Below are 16,179 nucleotides of genomic sequence, written 5' to 3'. Positions count from 1 at the left end.
CTGCGACGGCGCACCGGCTCAGGCCGCCGCGATGGTGTTGACCAGCGCGCCGATGCCTTCGATCTCGGTGACGACCACGTCGCCCGGCTTGCAGTCGACCACGCCGTCGGGCGTGCCGGTGAGGATCAGGTCGCCCGGCGAGAGCGTCATGAAGCGGCTGAAGTACTCGATGAGGAAGGGCGCGTCGAAGATCATGTCGCGCGTGTTGCCTTCCTGCGTGACGGTGCCGTTCACCGTGGTGCGCAGCGCGAGCGCCATCGGGTCGGCGATGTCGGCGGCGTCCACGAACCACGGGCCCAGCGGCGTGCAGGTGTCGCGGTTCTTCACGCGCAGGTTGGGGCGGTACCAGTTCTCCAGGTAGTCGCGGATAGCGTAGTCGTTGGCCACGGTGTAGCCGCCGATGAAGTCGTAGGCGTCGTCGCGCTTCACGTTCCTCGCGGTCTTGCCGACCACGATGGCGAGCTCGCACTCGTAGTGCATGAACTGCACGCCGGCCGGGCGCCGCGTGTGCTGGCGATGGCCGATGAGCGCGCTCTGGCCCTTGACGAACACCAGCGGCTCCTCGGGCGCCTTGAATTCGAGTTCCTTGGCGTGGTCGGCGTAGTTGAGGCCCAGCGCGAGGATGGTGCGCGGGCGCGCAGTCGGTGCAAGCGGCGGCAGCCACACGAGCTGCTCCTGCGGCACGACGCGGCCGTCGTCCAGCCGCACGGCCGCGTCGGGCCGGCCGTCGAATTCGTGGCTGGTGCCGGTGTGCTCGCGGCCTTCGAAGATGACGCGTGCGTGCTTCATGCCGTGGCTTCCTTCACCAGCGTGTTGCTCAGGGTCTCGAAGCCCGGCGCGGAGATGTCGATGCGGTCGCCCGCGCGGGCCAGCGGACGGCCGGCGCCGCAGCCGAGCATCAGCACGTCGCCGTGCGCGAGCGTCATGAATTCGCCGACGTCGGCGAGCAGCTGCTGCGCCGGGCGCACGAGCTGCGAGAAGTCGAGCGACTGCCTGAGCTCGCCGTTGATGCGCACCTCGGCGCGGAAATTCGCGGGGTCGGCCACTTCCTGCGCGTCGCGCAGCACGGGGCCGATGCCGAGGAAGCCGTCGACGCACTTGAACTTGACCGGCGGGCGGAAGAAGCTCGCGTGGGGAATCGACAGGTCGTTCATCAGCACGAAGCCTTCGACGTCGCCCTCGGCGCCGATCACCATGCCGATGCTTGCGCCGACTTCGACCTCGGGTACGCCGGCCGGCACCGTGATGGCGCTGCCGTGCGGGCTCCAGGTGTTGGCCGTCTTCACGTAGAGCACGGGCGCCTTCGGCGGAGCCTTGTAGGGCGGTTGCATCATCTGCGGCGCGAGTGCCTCCACCTCCGCGCGGAAGTTGAGCAGGGTGCCGTACACCGTGCCCGTGGGCAGGAAATGGGGAGTGCTGCTCATGGCGAGGGTTGCTCCAGTGCGATGAGTTCGTCGAGCAGCCCGTAGAGCTGCGCGAGCTTGGCCTTGCCGAGGGACTGTTCCATCCAGTCGTAGTGGGCCTCGATGCTGCTGCCCAGCCGCTTCACCAGCTTCATGCCGTGCGGCGTGGCCTCGACCACGGTGCGGCGCTGGTCGGCCGGATCGCGCGCGCGGGTGATGAGGTTGTCGCGCTCCATGCGCGCGAGCACGCCGGTGAGGCTGGGCCCGAGGATGAAGGCCTCGCGCGCCACGCGGCCGGTGTCGACCGCGCCGTGCTCGCCCAGCACGCGCAGCACGCGCCATTGCTGGTCGGACAGCGCGTGCTCCCGCAGGCTGGGCCGCGTGTGGGCCATCACGGCCTCGCGTGCCTGCAGCAGCAGGCGCGGCAGGTTGCGATGAGTGAATGTGGTGCTCAAGGCTTGTCTCTTCCGAAATTACTTAACATGTTAAATGAATCGTCGCGGCTTTCCTAGCCGATTGCCGGGTCGATTCGCAAACCTAGGGTATGCACGGATACGCCGTGCGATGCGCTTCAGCGCGCGGCGGGTGCTTCACGGCGGCGCCGGTCGGCCTTGGGCAGGTCGGCTGCGGCAGCCACCATCGCCTCGCCGCGCGCATGCAGGCGCTGCAGCATGTCGTCGAGCAGCGCCACTTCGTCGGTCTTCAGCGCACCCAGCAGTTCGGTGTTGATCGCGCAGACCAGCGGATAAAGCTCCGAATGCAGCTTCGTGCCTCGCGCGGTCAGTCGCAGGAGCACATGGCGCCGGTCGCCCGCGGGCTGCTCGCGCGAGATCAGATCCTTTTCGACCAGCGAGCTCACGGCGCGCGACGTACGTGCCCGGTCGAGCTGCGCGTGCTCCGCCAGTTGCGACGAGCCCAGCGCGCCGTGCCCCGCAAGCGTGGCGATGAGCCGCCATTCACGCCGCGTGATGCCGAAGCGCCCCTCGCACAGCCGGATGACCATGCTGCCCGCGACCGACAGCAGCCGACTGGTGCGGTAGAGCAGCAGGTCGTCGAGCGTGCGGGGCTGCGCTTGCATCGGCATAGGGTTTGCCCGGGCAATGATTGATTAGATGAACCAATTGTCGGCGCTCTACAGTGGCCGCGACCCATCGCGCTGCGCAGACAGCAAGCAACGGAGACAAGACAGATGACGACAGACCCGCAGTTCCTGCATCTTCACAGGCGCCGCCGCATGCTGGCCGCGCTCGGCGGCATGGCCCTCGCGCCGCTGGCGACGGCCGTGCGGGCGCAGCCGGCAATCGCGCCGGGAACCCCCATCCGCGTGCTGATCGGCGTGCCCGCCGGCGGCACGCAGGACGTGCTCACCCGCGCCATCGCGCAGGAAGTGCGCGAGTCGCTCGGCCCGCTCATCGTGGACAACCGTTCCGGCGCCGCGGGGCGCATCGCGGTCGACGTGGTGAAGACCGCCGCGCCCGACGGCCACACGCTGCTGCTGGGCACCGCGAGCATGATGACCATGTTCCCGAGCGCCTACAGGAACCTGACCTACGACCCGGTCAAGGATTTCCAGCCGATCATCAACGCGGCCCGCTTCGAGCTCGCGCTGGTGGTGCACAAGGACGTGCCGGCCAACACGGTCGCCGAATTCATCGCCTGGGCCAAAAAGCAGCCCGGCGGCGTGAGCTTCGCGTCGTACGGCGCGGGCACGCCCTCGCACTTTCTCGGCGAGATGCTCAACCGATCGGCGGGGCTGTCGATGGTGCACGTGCCCTATCGCGGCTCCACGCCGGCGCGCCAGGACGTGATGGGCGGCATCGTTCCCGCCTACTTCGACACCGTCGGCGGCGCGCTGCAGCTGCTGCCCACCGGCCGCGTGAAGGTCATCGCCACCAGCGGCGAGAAGCGCTCGCCGCTGATGCCCAGCCTGCCCACTTTCGTGGAGAGCGGCCTGAAGGACGTGGTGGCGACCGCCTGGTTCGCCTACTACGCGCCGCTGAAGACGCCCAAGCCTGTGGTCGACCAGCTGCGCGCCGAGTTCACGCGCGCGGTGAATTCCCGCGAGGTGCGCCAGCAGCTGCTGCAGAACGGCATGTACCCGGTCGGCGATGGCCCCGAGGCGCTGCTGAAGACCATGCGCGAGGACACCGCGCGATGGGCGGCGATCATGAAGGCGGTGAACTTCCAGGCCAACGACTGAAGAAGCAGCATCGCCCGGCCACCTAAACTCGAAGGATGGCCAAGGACAAATCACTTTTCGTCTGCAGCGAATGCGGCGGCACCAGCCCGAAGTGGCTGGGCAAATGCCCCAGCTGCGGCGCATGGAACACGCTCGTCGAGCAGGTCGCGGGCGCCGGCAGCGGGCCCGCCAACAACCGCTTCGGCACACAGTTCGCGTCGCTTGCGGGCGCATCGGAGCTCGCGACGCTCTCGGAGATCGAGGCGACCGACGTCGCGCGCACGCCCACCGGCATCGACGAGCTCGACCGCGTGCTGGGCGGCGGCATCGTCTCCGGCGGCGTCACGCTGATCGGCGGCGACCCGGGCATCGGCAAGTCGACGCTGCTGCTGCAGGCGGTCGACGCGCTGCAGCACGCCGGGCAGAACGCGCTCTACGTCACCGGCGAGGAAAGCGGCTCGCAGGTGGCGCTGCGCTCCAGGCGGCTGGGCCTGGACCACTCGCAGGTGCAGGTGCTGGCGGAGATCCAGCTCGAGAAGATCATCGCCACGCTCGACGCCACGCGCCCGGCCATCGCGGTGATCGACTCGATCCAGACCGTCTACTCCGACCAGCTCACCTCGGCCCCGGGCTCGGTGGCGCAGGTGCGCGAATGCGCCGCGCACCTCACGCGCTTCGCCAAGACCAGCGGCACGGCGGTGGTGCTGGTGGGCCACGTCACGAAGGAGGGCGCGCTCGCCGGTCCGCGCGTGCTGGAGCACATGGTCGACACGGTGCTGTACTTCGAGGGCGACACGCATTCGAGCTTCCGCCTCGTGCGCGCCATCAAGAACCGCTTCGGCGCGGTCAACGAGATCGGCGTGTTCGCCATGACCGAGCGCGGCCTGAAGGGCGTGACCAATCCGAGCGCGATCTTCCTGAGCCAGCATGCCGAGCCCGTGCCTGGCAGCGTGGTGCTCGTCACGCTCGAAGGCACGCGGCCGATGCTGGTGGAAATCCAGGCGCTGGTCGACAACGGCGGGCCGAGCCCGCGCCGCCTCTCGGTGGGCCTGGACCGCGACCGCCTCGCGATGCTGCTGGCGGTGCTGCACCGCCACGCCGGCGTGGCATGCATGGACCAGGACGTGTTCGTGAACGCGGTGGGCGGCGTGCGCATCAGCGAGCCCGCGGCCGACCTGGCCGTGATGCTGGCCATCACCTCCAGCCTGCGCGGCAAGCCCATGCCCAAGGGCTTCATCGCCTTCGGCGAAGTGGGCCTGGCCGGCGAGGTGCGCCCCGCGCCGCGCGGGCAGGAGCGCCTGCGCGAGGCCGCCAAGCTGGGCTTCAGCGTGGCGGTGGTGCCGAAGGCGAACGCGCCCAAGAAGGGCGCGAAGGAAATCGAAGGGCTGACGATCCACGCGGTGGACCGCATCGAGGAGGCGATGGACGTCGTCCGCCGCCTCGACTGAAACCGGGAAAAAATGACCCGGCGCGCACGCTGTCGCGCCGGGCCTACCCTCCCTATCCCCCGATGTGCATCGTGAACGCCGGTCCGCTGTTGAGCACGCATTGGCCGCTACCCAGCGTGGCCGAGTTCATCGAATACTGGCAACTCAGGTTGCCGCCGCGGCTGCCCGTGGCGTTCGCCACGCCGTTGGCACGCGAGCCGGCGACCCGGGTTGCCTCTCCCTGGAACTGTTCTCCGCCGATCTGTGCGTTGAAGTGGCCGCGGCCGTTCATGTCGTTGGTCACGGTGCCGGCGACGACGCCGTAGCGCGAGGCCTCGGCATTCGACGGGTACAGCCGCGCGTTGAAGGTCTGTGCGACCGGGCCCGGCGCGACGGCGTAAGCCTGCGAAGGCGGCGCCGAGGGAGCGGGTTGCCCGAGCGGCACGACGTAGCAGCCGCTGAGCGCGGCGGCCGTGAGCGTGGCGGCGAGGGTGAGACGAACGAATGTGACGGAGCGCGGGATGGTCATACGCTTTTCGGTGGCCCGGGCGGATGCCCGTGCGGCGAAATGTGCCGCCTCTCGCCGCCGCCGTACGTGCCTTTCGCTGCGAGTACCGCCTTGCGCGCCCGGCGGTAGCCACGGCCGCTACCGCGATCGCTGCGGATGGGCCGGCACAATCACGCCCCTACCAACCGTTCGCCGAATGAAGCCGATGCCGTTCCCGATTGCCGCCGTCATGGTCCATGTCGCTGACGTGGAGGCGGCGCTGCGCTGGTACGAAGCGGCATTCGGGGGCGAGGCCGTTCGCGTCCGCATCGGGACGCCGGTGTTCGAATGCCTGTCGGTGCAAGGGGTCCTGCTCGAGATCGTGCCGAGCGACGGGAAGGTCGGTTCGGGCGCTTCGGGCTCGGTCGTGTACTGGAGCGTCGACCGTTTCGATGCCGCGCTGCGCCGCTTCGAATCGGCCGGTGCTGTGCTGTACCGGGGGCCGCTACGGCTGGACGACGCGCAGGGCGTGCAGTACATGTGCCAGGTGCGCGACCCCTGGGGCAACTGCATCGGCCTGCGCGGCCCGGCCTGAGGTCTTTGCCGGCCGCGATGTGCCGGGCGGCGACAATGCACGCCATGAATTTCAAGAACTTTCTGCTGCCCGTGGGCGCCATCGTCGTCATGGCGCTGGCCTGGCGCGCTGGCGGATGGGGCGGTGTCGCCCTGGCCGGTGGCGCGATCGTGATGTTCCTGCTGCTGCACTTCAACCGCGCCATGCAGGTGCTCAAGCGCGCGGCCGAGCGGCCGGTGGGCTACGTGGCCAGCGCGGTGATGCTCAACGCCAAGCTCAAGCCGGGCGTGACGCTGATGCATGTGATCGCGATGACGCGCGCCCTCGGCGAACTGCGCTCGCCCAAGGACGAGCAGCCCGAGCACTACCGCTGGACCGACGGCGGCGGCTCGTATGTCGATACCGTGTTCAACGGCGGCAAGCTGCAGAGCTGGACGATGACGCGGCCCGAGACGCCGGCCGACGAAGACAGCGCAGCCTAGGACGCACTCCCCTTGCGCCGGGGCTGCCGCCACGGCGGATTGGCTTTCGCCTGGTGGCGCGCCTCCTTCGCGAATTCGGCGCATGCGTGCGTCATCAGGTCGGCCGAGCGGTAGACCAGGAACACGTCGAAGTCCGGCAGTTCGTCGGTGATCGGCAGCTTCTCCAGCAGATGGGGCTGCAGCCGCAGCGGCCCCGCGCCGTGGAACACGAAGTCCGACCACATGCTGATCAGGTCGGTCTGCGTGGCCAGCTGCAGGCCCAGCAGGTTCGAGGCGCTGTGCACCATGCGCCTGGGCATCTCCAGTCCGTGCATGTTCATCATGCTCACCAGCGGGCTGCCCGCGTCGTCGATGGGGTCGAGCACGAGCCAGTCGGCGTCCACCAGCGGCTGCAGCCTGCGCACACGCCTAAGCGGATGGCCGGTGCGCACCGACAGGTGCATGGCCACCGAGAACAGCGGCTCCCACTGGAATGCGTTGGTTCCCGGCCCGTTGCAGGTGGAGACCATCCCCAGGTCGAGCCGGCCTTCGCGCAAGCCCTCGAAGATCTGCTGCGGCCGCAGCTCGAAGCCGCGCAGCGCCACGTTGGGAAAGCGCCTGCGGAAAGACGCCATCGCATCGGGCAGCGGCCCGCTCGATGCCACGGCGGTGAAGCCGATGTTGAGCTGCGCCTCGTCGTGCCCGCGTATCGCCTCGATGTCTTCCAGCGCGTGGCGCAGCTCCTGCTCGACCACGCTCGCGCGCTTGACCAGCGCCGTGCCGTAGGCCGTGAGGCTCACGCCGCGCGTGGAGCGCGACATCAGCGTCACGCCGAGTTCGCGCTCCAGCTCCGAGATGGTCTTCGACAGCGCGGGCTGGGTGGTGTGCAGGCTGCGCGAGGCCTCGTGGATGCTGCCGTGCTGCGCCACGGCCAGCAGTACGCGCAACTGTTGCAGCTTCATCGTGGTGCGCCGCTCCCGGAAAGAGGCCTCTTGGGGGTTGTCCCGATGGCCTCCGGCGCCTGTTTATGACGGGGATGCCGTTTGGTTATCAGCATGAAAATTTGTGATTCTTCGCCGCAGCGCTTTGCCTGAATACTCCGCCGCGAACGGGCCCGCAGTCGATGCACGCCCCCTCGCAACCTGTACGTGGAGTGACATTAGATGAGCGAAGCCGCATTGCCCGCAAGCCCGATCGGGGCCTCTTCACCGGCTGCCGTGGTGCAGCACGGCAAGGGAAAGAAGCAGAGCCAGTTCCGCCTGATCGCAGCCTGTTCGCTGGGCAATGCGCTGGAGATGTACGACTTCACCGTCTACAGCTTCTTCGCGCTGCTGATCGGCAAGCTGTTCTTTCCCTCCGACAGCCCCTACGGCTCGCTGCTGCTGGCGGTGGCCACCTTCGGCATCGGCTTCGTGATGCGTCCGCTGGGCGGCGTGATCATCGGCAACTACGCCGACCGCAAGGGCCGCAAGGCGGCGATGACGCTGACCATCGGCCTCATGGTGCTGGGCACGCTGTGCATCGCCTTCGCGCCCACCTATGCGTCGGCTGGCGTCTTCGGCTCGCTGATGATCGTGCTGGGCCGGCTGCTGCAGGGCTTCTCGCTCGGCGGCGAGGTGGGGGCCGCCACGTCGATGCTGATGGAAGCGGGCGGTGTGAAGGGCCGGGGCTTTCGCGTGAGCTGGCAGCTTGCGAGCCAGGGCGTTTCGGCATTGCTGGGCGCGCTCACCGGCGCCGCGCTCTATGCCGCGTTGCCGCAGGCCTCGCTGGAGAGCTGGGGCTGGCGCCTGCCGTTCCTGCTCGGGCTGCTGATCGCGCCGGTCGGGCTCTACATCCGCGCGCACCTGGAAGAGACACACGTCGCCGAGAACCACGAGTCCAGTCCCATCGGCCGGCTGCTGCGCGAGCACGGCGGACTGGTGCTCAAGGGCATCCTGGCCACCACCGCCGGCACGGCCACGATGTACCTCGTGGTGTTCTTCATGCCCACCTACATGATCCGCGTGCTGCACATGCCGCCGTCGCTGTCGCTGCTGTCGGGCTGCGTCACGGGCATCACGCTGTTCGCGGTGTCGCTGGTGGCGGGCCGGCTGGCCGACCGGCTGCCCAACCGCAAGCCGCTGGTGGTCGGCTCGCTGCTCTTCAGCGTGATCGCGGTGTGCCCGGTGTTCTGGCTCATCGGCCAGTACCCGAGCGTGCCGCTGGTGCTGGCGCTGTCGGCGCTGCTCACCGCGAGCGTGAACATCGGCACCACGCCCATGTTCCTGATGCTGCTGGAGATGCTGCCGGCCGGCGTGCGCGCCAGCGGCATCTCGGTGATCTACAGCGTGGGCGTGACGGTGTTCGGCGGTTCCTCGCAGTTCATCGTGACCTGGCTGCTCGCGAAGACCGGCAACCCGATGTCGCCTGCTTTCTACATGATGGTCTGCGGCGTGCTGAGCCTCGGCGCGCTGCTGAGCCTGCGCGAACGTAAGGCGGCCTGAACGCCATCCGCAGACGACGAAAGGAACAGATTTCTCAGATGACCCGCCAACTCAGCCCCCAGACCACCAAGCTCCTGTCGCGCCTGCTGCCGCAGGCCGACGTCGACACCCAGGCCTTCGTCGACATCCGCAGGCAGATCCACGCCAACCCCGAGCTCGGCTTCGAGGTGAACGCCACCAGCGAGCTGGTCGCGAACCTGCTGCGCAGCTGGGGCTACGAGGTGCACACCGGCATCGGCCGCACCGGCATCGTGGCGCAGCTCAGGCTCGGCAGCGGCACGCGCCGCCTGGGCATCCGCGCCGACATGGACGCGCTACCCATCACCGAGGCCACCGGCCTGCCGTACGCGAGCCGCAACGCGGGGCGGATGCACGCCTGCGGGCACGACGGCCACACGGCCATCCTGCTGGCGGCCGCCAAGGCGCTGGCGAAGGCGCGCGACTTCGACGGCACGCTGAACCTGATCTTCCAGCCCGACGAAGAGAACCTCTGCGGCGCGCGCGCCATGATCGAGGACGGCCTGTTCGAGCGCTTCCCCTGCGATGCGGTGTACGCGCTGCACAACGCGCCGGGCGTGCCGGTGGGCACGATGATGGCGATCGAAGGCCCGGTCACGCTGTCGTCCGACGTGGCCGACGTCACCATCAAGGGCGTGGGCGGGCACGGCGCCATGCCGCACCGCGCGCGCGATCCGGTCGCGGCAGCCGCGGCGGTGGTGACGGCCCTGCAGACGGTGGTGGCGCGCAACGTGGCGCCGGACGACACGGCGGTGGTGTCGGTCGGCTTCATCCGCGGCGGCGCCACGCACAACGTGATCCCGCAGTCGGTGTCGCTGGGCCTGAACGTGCGCGCGGCGCGGCCCGAGACGCGCGCGCTGGTCGAGCAGCGCATCCGCGAGATCGTGAACCTCACCGCGCAGGCGCACGGCGTGGAAGCCGAGATCGACTATCGCCAGCTCGTGCCGCCAGTGGTCAACACCGCCGCCGAGACCGAGCTGGCGGCGCAGGTGTGCGCCGAGCTGGTGGGCGAGGAGAACGTCGTCAGGCAGGCGCCCAAGGGCTTCTCGGGCAGCGAGGACTTCGCCTGGATGCTCTCCGAACTGCCGGGCTGCTACCTGCTGCTGGGCAACGGCGAGGGCGAATTCGGCGGCTGCATGGTCCACAACCCCGGCTACGACTTCAACGACGAAGTGCTGCCGCTTGGGGCCGCCTGTTGGGTGCGGCTGGCGCAGACCTATCTGGTGGCCTGATCGCAAGCTGCTGGAATGCGGGAGTGGGCAGCCGGACGCAGAGGACGCGAAGGTTTCGCGAAGGTCGCGAAAGGAAAACCAGAAATTTTTTCCTTGGTTTCTTTTGCGACCTTTGCGTAGTTTTTGTATTTCTTCTGCGTTCGGTTGTCCGTGTTCCTGACGGCCTTAGAACGGCGCGTCTTCCGTTTCGGCCCCTGCCGTAGCCTCGGATTGGGCGGCGGCAGGCTTGGCCGCTTCGTCCTGCGGCGCGGCGGTGAAGGCTGCCTCGCCGCCCAGCGCGTCGAGCAGCGCGGGCACCAGCTGGCCCAACTCGCCGGTGGCGATGGCCACGTCGGCGTCGAAGTTGTCTTCCTTCTTGCCGCCCGCCGCGCCGTCGCCCGTGCCTTCGAGGAAGGCGATCTTGCGGATCAGCAGGCCGTGCGTGAGCTCGAAAGACACGCGGTCGTCCCAGGTCAGCGCGAGACGGGTGGGGCGCTTGCCGTCGGTGATGTGCTGCTTGACCTCGTCGATGTCCAGCGGGTGCTTGGCGTAGCGCACCACGGCCTTGGAGTCGTCGCTGGCCTTGAGCTCGCACTCGCGGTCGATGGTGAAGCCGGCCGGCGGCTCCTGCGTGAGCAGCCAGTTGGCCATGGCGGCGGCGGGCTCGACCTGGGTGTTGATGAGGGCCACCGCGAAGCCGTCGAGCGACTTCACGAGGCTGGTGACCACTTCGTCGGCGCGCGAGGCGTTGCCGGTGTTGATCACCAGGCGGTTCTCGGCCTTGTCGATCCACACCGTGACGCGGGCGCTGCGGGTGAAGGCCATGGGCAGCAGCTCGAGGGTGATGTCTTCCTTGAGCTCCTTCTTTTCCTTCTTGCCGGGCTTGCGGCCGGTGGTGGCCTCGATGTGGGCGCAGCGCTCGTCGACCTTGCGGCGAACCACCGAGCCGGGCACCTGCTTGCTTTCGATCATGTATTCGACCAGCCACTGGCCGTCGATGGACTCCACCAGCGGGCCGTTGGCCTCGCCGCGCGGCTCGATCCAGCCGGCGGACTTTTCCTGCGAGGGGCCGCAGGGCTCGAAGCGCTGCCTGCCCAGGCCTTCTTCCGCCTCGGCCAGTGTCTGGGACCAGGCGGGTTCGATGCGATAGACGATGACGTTCTTGAATACGGACACGGAAACCCTTTTTCCAACGGTTTGGACAGCCGGCCATTGTCGGGCAGGCCGTTCGGCCCGGCGCCGTAAAATCGCAAGCTTTTGCGACTTCCCTTCCTGTCGCACCCCCACACCGATCCCAAAGGAATCAGGAAATGAGCTCGATCCCCCCCTCGCTGGACGACCGTGACGGCAAGATCTGGATGGACGGCGAACTCGTGGACTGGCGCGACGCCAAGATCCACGTGCTGAGCCACACGCTGCACTACGGCTGCGGCGCCTTCGAGGGCGTGCGCGCCTACAGGACGGCCGACGGCAGCACCGCGATCTTCCGCCTGGCCGAGCACACCGAGCGCCTGTTCAACAGCGCCAAGATCCTGCGCATGAAGATCCCCTTCACCCAGGAGCAGCTCAACGAGGCCCAGAAGCAGGTGGTGCGCGAGAACAAGCTCGAGAGCTGCTACCTGCGCCCCCTCATCTGGATCGGCTCCGAGAAGCTGGGCGTGAGCCCCAAGGGCAACAAGGTGCACGCCATGGTCGCGGCCTGGTCCTGGGGCGCCTACCTGGGCGAAGAGGGCATGAAGCGCGGCATCCGCGTGAAGACTTCGAGCTACACCCGCCACCACGTCAACATCACGATGACGCAGGCCAAGACGGTGAGCAACTACACCAACTCGATCCTGGCCAACATGGAAGCGCTGGACGACGGCTACGACGAGGCACTGCTGCTCGACGCGAGCGGCTTCGTGTCCGAAGGCGCGGGCGAGAACATCTTCGTGGTCAAGGGCGGCGTGGTCTACACGCCCGACCTGTCGGCCGGCGCGCTCAACGGCATCACCCGCAACACCATCCTGCACGTGTGCAAGGACCTGGGCCTGGAACTGGTGCAAAAGCGCATCACGCGCGACGAGGTCTACGTCGCCGACGAAGCCTTCTTCACCGGCACGGCCGCCGAAGTCACGCCGATCCGCGAGCTCGACCGCATCGAGATCGGCAACCGCGGCGACGGCGGCGCGCGCGGCCCGATCACCGAGAAGATCCAGGCGGCCTTCTTCGACATCGTGAACGGCAAGAATCCCAAGTACGCCCACTGGCTCACGAAAGTCTGAGCAGAAGAAGAGAACGAGAGAACGACCCCATGTCCACCAATGCAGTAGTCGAACTCCTGGCCAAGGAGCTCAATCATCAGGGCGGCGTGTTCTGCCCCAGTCCCAAGGCCGACATGAAGCTCTGGAACAGCCACCCGAAGGTGTACCTCGACGTGGCGCGCACCGGCGAGGCCAAGTGCCCGTATTGCGGCACGGTGTACCGGCTGAAGGCCGGCGAGGCGGTGTCGGCGCGGCACTGAGCCACGGCTGAACCACCCGGCCCCGGCCGCCAGGTGCCTCTTCAGGCAGCCGGGCGGGCGGGGTCTTTTTCCAGGCTCTCCAGGCCTTTCAGGCGCGAGGACAGCAGTCCGCGCCACGGATTCGGGTCGTTCTTCTCCTGCGCGAGCCGCAGGTAGACCATCGCGATGAACAGCAGCGCCAGGCCGATCTGCGCGTCGCGCATGGCCGAGTTCACGCTCGAGGCGATCAGCGCGATCAGCGTGGCCGCCAGCGCGTAGCGGCCCGCGATGTCGGGCCTCTTCCATGCCTGCCAGACGGCGGCGACCATGATGAAGAGCAGGCTCAGCAGCGCGGGCAGGCCGCCCTGGGCGCCGACCCAGAGGAAGTCGTTGTGGGGCATGTTCGAGTCGGCCAGCAGCGCCGGGCCGCGCTTGTGCCACTGGTCGGTCCAGCCGCCGATGCCCCAGCCGGTGAACGGGCGGTCGGCGATCATGAGGCCGGTGTCGCGGTACATGTAGTAGCGGATGGCCCAGCTGCCCTTGAAGACCGCGCCGGCCTGCGCCTCCTCGAGTTCCTGCACGCCCACTTCCACCTTGTGCTGCAGTTGCGGCAACTGGTAGAGCCCGGCGCCCATCACCACGGCACCCAGCACCAGTGCGCCCACCAGCATCTTCAGGTGGCTGCGCCACTGATGGATGCACACCACCGGGACCACCAGCAGCAGCGCGAGCACCGAGGTGCGCGAGGTCAGCGGCAGCGCCACCACCAGGCCCAGCCCGAGCATCAGCACGAAGGCGGGAACGGCGCGCAGCGGCTTGTGGGCGGCGATCTGCGCGATGCCCCACACGGCGGCGGTGGAAGCCACCACGCTGAACAGCAGCGCGTTGCTGATCGACTTGTTGCCCACCTCCATCACCACCGCGCGCAGCGGCGACCAGATGTTGAAGCCGCCGACCGCGTAGAAGACGATGACCAGCACGATGTTGAGCGCCGCCACCAGCAGGAAGCCGCGCAGCGCCCAGATGGCCTCCTCGCGCGTGAGCGCCATCGCCATGAGCATCGTGAGGCCGATGCGGATGCCGTGGAAGAGGTTGGAGCCAGTCTCGGGATAGTGCTGCCCGATGGCCAGCACGATGAAGGTCCAGGCGAAGTAGGCCATCACCGGCCACCACAGCGGGTTGGCGCGCAGCCGCGCATAGCGCTCGCCCAGGCCGCCGGCCACCAGCATGGCGAGCAGCAGCACGATGGCCGAAAGATAGGTGACGCCGACCGGCATGAACACCACCAGCCCCCAGAACATGGCCGCGGGCCGAACGATGTGCGATCTCTGCATAGGGGCGGGATTTTAGGTTGGCGTCCTCGGGCCAACCTGACCACGACCCCGCGCGGGCGGGGGTGGGCGGTGCGCGCTCAGTGGCTGCGTGCGGCGGCCGGCAGGCGGATCACGAAGCTCGCACCGCCGCCGGGGCGGTCCTCGCAGCGCACGGTGCCGCCGTGCCGCTCGGCGATCGACTTCACCAGCGCCAGCCCCAGGCCCACGCCGCCGTTGCGCTCGCTGGCGCCGGGCAGGCGGTAGAAGGGCTCGAAGATGCGCTCGCGCAGGGCGGGCGGCACGCCCGGGCCCCGGTCGTTCACACGCACGGTGGCGTAGCCGTTGGCGCTGCCCAGCTCCACCGCGATCTCGCCGGCGCCGTAGCGGCGCGCGTTCTCCAGCAGGTTGCGGATGGCGCGGCGCAGCAGGCGCGACACGCCCGGCACGGTGAGAGTGGCGTTGTCGGTGCCGTCGGCCAGGTCGAGCTCGGCGTTCACCTGCGAGCATTCCTCGGCCGCCAGGCCGGTCAGGTCGACCGGTTCGATGGTGCCCATGTCGGCCTCGCTGGCGTCGAGCCGGCTTGCCAGCAGGATCTCGTCGATGAGCTGGTCGAGCTCGCCGATGTTGCGCGAGATTTCCTCGCGCGCCGACTGGCTCGGGTGCTCGCCCATCAGCTCCAGGCCCATGCGGATGCGGGTGAGCGGCGAACGCAGCTCGTGCGAGGCGTTGGCCAGCAGCGACTTGTGCGAACGCACCAGCTGCTCGATGCGTTCGGCCGACGCGTTGAATCGTTTGGATAGATCAGCCACTTCGTCCTGCCCTTCTTCTGTCACGCGCACCGAGAGATCGCCCTCGCCCCACCGCTGCACGCCGCGCTGCAGCGATTCCAGCCGCTGCGTGATGCGCCGCACGATCGGGTACACACCCAGCGCCACCGCCACGCCCACCAGCGCGATCATCCAGCCCAGCCCGAAGGGCGTGCGCCACGGCGCGAAACCGCCGGTGCCGGTGGGCCGCTCGCGCGGCGCCACGCGCAGCGTGATGGCCTTGCCGTCGCTGAGCGTCACGTCGAACTCCAGGCCCTGGCCCGGCACGCGCAGCGCGGTGCCCGCGCCTATCGGCTTGTCCTGTGCGTCCAGCACCACCACGTTGCGCGGCACCGGCGCCAGCCGTTCGCGCTCGGCCTCGGCGGCCTCGCGCACGATCCAGTTGGCCATCAGCGTGAGGATGACGACCCCGCCTACCACCGCGAGCCAGATGCGGACGTAGAGGTGGCGCGAATAGAGACTGCGCAGCATTGGCGGTCAGCCTAGTCTTGCTGCTTGGCGAAGACGTACCCGACGCCGCGTACCGTGAGGATTCGCTTCGGGTTCTTCGCGTCGACCTCGATGGCGGCGCGGATGCGGCCCATGTGCACGTCGATGGAGCGGTCGAAGGCTTCGAGCTCGCGGCCGCGCACGGCCTCCATGATCTGGTCGCGCGTGAGCACGCGGCCCGCGCGCTCGGCCATCGCCGTCAGCAGGTCGAACTGGTAGGAGGTGAGGTCGGCCACCGCGCCGCCCACCGACACGGTGCGCGCGTTGCGGTCGATCTCCAGCGTGCCGAAGCGCATCACCGACGAGGCCTCGGCCTCGGTGGCGCTCTCGGCGCGGCGGCGCAGCACGGCGCGGATGCGCGCGAGCAGCTCGCGCGGCTCGAAGGGCTTGGGCAGGTAGTCGTCGGCGCCGATCTCCAGGCCGATGATGCGGTCCATCGGGTCGCCCTTGGCCGTGAGCATCAGCACCGACACCTTCGACAGCGGACCGGGCAGCGCGCGGATGCGGCGGCAGACTTCGAGGCCGTCGGTGTCAGGCAGCATCAGGTCGAGGATCACCAGGTCGGGCGCGTGCTGCTGCAACTGCTCGAGCCCGGCGGCGCCGTCGCCGGCATGGTTGAACGCGAAGCCCGACTGCGTCAGGTACTCGCCCACCATCTGCGCCAGGCGGGCGTCGTCTTCGATCATCAGGAGTTGGGGGGTGCTCATGCGCTTCATGGTCGTCCACCGGGAGCAAGAGGGCTTGAACGCTCCGTAAAGTTGGGTAAACCTCGGCAACCCCTGTCAACCGGCCATGCTGCGAAAAGCATAGCGCCGGTTGCAGTGG

18 protein-coding genes are annotated in these 16,179 nt (G+C 68.7%); 8 read left to right on the top strand and 10 right to left on the bottom strand.

Annotation, left to right across the window (positions count from 1 at the left end; translation table 11 throughout):
• Positions 1 to 18: 18 nt before the first annotated feature.
• The 4 genes from ACAM57_RS30400 to ACAM57_RS30385 form a co-directional block, all read right to left on the bottom strand.
• Positions 19 to 789, bottom strand: coding sequence for a fumarylacetoacetate hydrolase family protein (locus ACAM57_RS30400; RefSeq protein WP_369660014.1), 771 nt, complete (start codon positions 787 to 789; stop codon positions 19 to 21).
• Entirely contained in the window at positions 786 to 1,424 is a 639-nt protein-coding gene (locus ACAM57_RS30395) for a fumarylacetoacetate hydrolase family protein (RefSeq protein WP_369660013.1), read from the bottom strand. Before ACAM57_RS30395 ends, ACAM57_RS30400 begins: the two co-directional genes overlap by 4 nt.
• Positions 1,421 to 1,858, bottom strand: coding sequence for a homoprotocatechuate degradation operon regulator HpaR (gene hpaR / locus ACAM57_RS30390; RefSeq protein WP_369660012.1), 438 nt, complete (start codon positions 1,856 to 1,858; stop codon positions 1,421 to 1,423). The genes ACAM57_RS30395 and hpaR overlap by 4 nt, the downstream gene beginning before the upstream one ends.
• A gap of 116 nt (positions 1,859 to 1,974) precedes the next feature.
• Entirely contained in the window at positions 1,975 to 2,487 is a 513-nt protein-coding gene (locus ACAM57_RS30385) for a MarR family winged helix-turn-helix transcriptional regulator (RefSeq protein ID WP_369660011.1), read from the bottom strand.
• 105 nt (positions 2,488 to 2,592) lie between these two features.
• Here ACAM57_RS30385 and ACAM57_RS30380 point away from each other — a divergent pair, with 105 nt between their 5' ends.
• Both ACAM57_RS30380 and radA read left to right on the top strand, forming a co-directional pair.
• Positions 2,593 to 3,603: a Bug family tripartite tricarboxylate transporter substrate binding protein gene (locus tag ACAM57_RS30380; RefSeq protein ID WP_369660010.1), complete on the top strand. Its 1,011-nt coding sequence runs from the start codon at positions 2,593 to 2,595 to the stop codon at positions 3,601 to 3,603.
• Between the two features lie 35 nt (positions 3,604 to 3,638).
• A complete protein-coding gene (gene radA, locus ACAM57_RS30375) occupies positions 3,639 to 5,030 on the top strand; it encodes a DNA repair protein RadA (protein WP_126022430.1) in 1,392 nt (463 codons plus the stop codon).
• A 52-nt stretch (positions 5,031 to 5,082) separates the two neighbouring features.
• Here the strand turns inward: radA and ACAM57_RS30370 are convergent, their stop codons facing one another.
• Positions 5,083 to 5,538 carry a hypothetical protein gene (locus tag ACAM57_RS30370; RefSeq protein ID WP_369660009.1) on the bottom strand — a complete coding sequence of 152 codons (456 nt, stop codon included), beginning with the start codon at positions 5,536 to 5,538 and terminating at the stop codon, positions 5,083 to 5,085.
• Positions 5,539 to 5,722: 184 nt separating this feature from the next.
• On the opposite strand from ACAM57_RS30370, the gene ACAM57_RS30365 reads away from it, so the two are divergent.
• Both ACAM57_RS30365 and ACAM57_RS30360 read left to right on the top strand, forming a co-directional pair.
• On the top strand, positions 5,723 to 6,091 hold the full coding sequence (locus tag ACAM57_RS30365; RefSeq protein WP_369660008.1) for a VOC family protein: 369 nt from the start codon (positions 5,723 to 5,725) through the stop codon (positions 6,089 to 6,091).
• Positions 6,092 to 6,126: 35 nt separating this feature from the next.
• Positions 6,127 to 6,552, top strand: a complete 426-nt coding sequence (locus ACAM57_RS30360; protein WP_184640386.1) for a glycerate kinase — start codon at positions 6,127 to 6,129, stop codon at positions 6,550 to 6,552.
• On the opposite strand, the gene ACAM57_RS30355 is transcribed toward ACAM57_RS30360, so the two are convergent.
• Positions 6,549 to 7,493 (bottom strand): LysR family transcriptional regulator, encoded by a 945-nt coding sequence (locus ACAM57_RS30355; protein WP_184640384.1) that lies wholly within the window; start codon positions 7,491 to 7,493, stop codon positions 6,549 to 6,551. The genes ACAM57_RS30360 and ACAM57_RS30355 overlap by 4 nt on opposite strands.
• A gap of 201 nt (positions 7,494 to 7,694) precedes the next feature.
• Between ACAM57_RS30355 and ACAM57_RS30350 the strand changes: the two genes are divergently transcribed.
• Together ACAM57_RS30350 and ACAM57_RS30345 are read left to right on the top strand one after the other, a co-directional pair.
• Entirely contained in the window at positions 7,695 to 9,014 is a 1,320-nt protein-coding gene (locus ACAM57_RS30350) for an MFS transporter (RefSeq protein ID WP_369660007.1), read from the top strand.
• Between the two features lie 38 nt (positions 9,015 to 9,052).
• Complete coding sequence (locus tag ACAM57_RS30345; protein WP_369660006.1) at positions 9,053 to 10,264, top strand: M20 aminoacylase family protein; 1,212 nt, start codon at positions 9,053 to 9,055, stop codon at positions 10,262 to 10,264.
• A 165-nt stretch (positions 10,265 to 10,429) separates the two neighbouring features.
• Here ACAM57_RS30345 and ACAM57_RS30340 read toward each other — a convergent pair whose 3' ends face one another.
• Complete coding sequence (locus ACAM57_RS30340; protein WP_126022424.1) at positions 10,430 to 11,419, bottom strand: recombination-associated protein RdgC; 990 nt, start codon at positions 11,417 to 11,419, stop codon at positions 10,430 to 10,432.
• Between the two features lie 134 nt (positions 11,420 to 11,553).
• On the opposite strand from ACAM57_RS30340, the gene ACAM57_RS30335 reads away from it, so the two are divergent.
• Positions 11,554 to 12,507, top strand: a complete 954-nt coding sequence (locus ACAM57_RS30335; protein WP_369660005.1) for a branched-chain amino acid transaminase — start codon at positions 11,554 to 11,556, stop codon at positions 12,505 to 12,507.
• Between the two features lie 29 nt (positions 12,508 to 12,536).
• Positions 12,537 to 12,746 carry a zinc-finger domain-containing protein gene (locus ACAM57_RS30330; protein ID WP_013538728.1) on the top strand — a complete coding sequence of 70 codons (210 nt, stop codon included), beginning with the start codon at positions 12,537 to 12,539 and terminating at the stop codon, positions 12,744 to 12,746.
• A gap of 41 nt (positions 12,747 to 12,787) precedes the next feature.
• On the opposite strand, the gene ACAM57_RS30325 is transcribed toward ACAM57_RS30330, so the two are convergent.
• The 3 genes from ACAM57_RS30325 to ACAM57_RS30315 form a co-directional block, all read right to left on the bottom strand.
• Positions 12,788 to 14,059, bottom strand: a complete 1,272-nt coding sequence (locus tag ACAM57_RS30325) for an O-antigen ligase (RefSeq protein ID WP_240650658.1) — start codon at positions 14,057 to 14,059, stop codon at positions 12,788 to 12,790.
• A 77-nt stretch (positions 14,060 to 14,136) separates the two neighbouring features.
• Complete coding sequence (locus ACAM57_RS30320) at positions 14,137 to 15,336, bottom strand: ATP-binding protein (RefSeq protein ID WP_126022423.1); 1,200 nt, start codon at positions 15,334 to 15,336, stop codon at positions 14,137 to 14,139.
• Positions 15,337 to 15,347: 11 nt separating this feature from the next.
• The gene (locus ACAM57_RS30315; protein WP_126022422.1) at positions 15,348 to 16,070 is read right to left on the bottom strand and encodes a response regulator; all 723 of its coding nucleotides are present in this window, start codon (positions 16,068 to 16,070) and stop codon (positions 15,348 to 15,350) included.
• Positions 16,071 to 16,179: the final 109 nt, after the last annotated feature.

Source organism: Variovorax sp. V15 (genome assembly GCF_041154425.1).
Taxonomy (GTDB): domain Bacteria; phylum Pseudomonadota; class Gammaproteobacteria; order Burkholderiales; family Burkholderiaceae_C; genus Variovorax; species Variovorax guangxiensis.
This window is presented reverse-complemented; position numbering and strand designations above follow the sequence as displayed.

Excerpts from the sequence above, each read along its gene's own strand:
- ACAM57_RS30400 (WP_369660014.1), bottom strand. The coding sequence starts at position 789 with ATGAAGCACGCACGCGTCATCTTCGAAGGCCGCGAGCACACCGGCACC.
- ACAM57_RS30395 (WP_369660013.1), bottom strand. The coding sequence starts at position 1,424 with ATGAGCAGCACTCCCCATTTCCTGCCCACGGGCACGGTGTACGGCACC.
- ACAM57_RS30385 (WP_369660011.1), bottom strand. The coding sequence starts at position 2,487 with ATGCCGATGCAAGCGCAGCCCCGCACGCTCGACGACCTGCTGCTCTAC.
- ACAM57_RS30380 (WP_369660010.1), top strand. The coding sequence starts at position 2,593 with ATGACGACAGACCCGCAGTTCCTGCATCTTCACAGGCGCCGCCGCATG.
- radA (WP_126022430.1), top strand. The coding sequence starts at position 3,639 with ATGGCCAAGGACAAATCACTTTTCGTCTGCAGCGAATGCGGCGGCACC.
- ACAM57_RS30370 (WP_369660009.1), bottom strand. The coding sequence starts at position 5,538 with ATGACCATCCCGCGCTCCGTCACATTCGTTCGTCTCACCCTCGCCGCC.
- ACAM57_RS30365 (WP_369660008.1), top strand. The coding sequence starts at position 5,723 with ATGCCGTTCCCGATTGCCGCCGTCATGGTCCATGTCGCTGACGTGGAG.
- ACAM57_RS30360 (WP_184640386.1), top strand. The coding sequence starts at position 6,127 with ATGCACGCCATGAATTTCAAGAACTTTCTGCTGCCCGTGGGCGCCATC.
- ACAM57_RS30355 (WP_184640384.1), bottom strand. The coding sequence starts at position 7,493 with ATGAAGCTGCAACAGTTGCGCGTACTGCTGGCCGTGGCGCAGCACGGC.
- ACAM57_RS30350 (WP_369660007.1), top strand. The coding sequence starts at position 7,695 with ATGAGCGAAGCCGCATTGCCCGCAAGCCCGATCGGGGCCTCTTCACCG.
- ACAM57_RS30345 (WP_369660006.1), top strand. The coding sequence starts at position 9,053 with ATGACCCGCCAACTCAGCCCCCAGACCACCAAGCTCCTGTCGCGCCTG.
- ACAM57_RS30335 (WP_369660005.1), top strand. The coding sequence starts at position 11,554 with ATGAGCTCGATCCCCCCCTCGCTGGACGACCGTGACGGCAAGATCTGG.
- ACAM57_RS30330 (WP_013538728.1), top strand. The coding sequence starts at position 12,537 with ATGTCCACCAATGCAGTAGTCGAACTCCTGGCCAAGGAGCTCAATCAT.
- ACAM57_RS30325 (WP_240650658.1), bottom strand. The coding sequence starts at position 14,059 with ATGCAGAGATCGCACATCGTTCGGCCCGCGGCCATGTTCTGGGGGCTG.
- ACAM57_RS30320 (WP_126022423.1), bottom strand. The coding sequence starts at position 15,336 with ATGCTGCGCAGTCTCTATTCGCGCCACCTCTACGTCCGCATCTGGCTC.
- ACAM57_RS30315 (WP_126022422.1), bottom strand. The coding sequence starts at position 16,070 with ATGAAGCGCATGAGCACCCCCCAACTCCTGATGATCGAAGACGACGCC.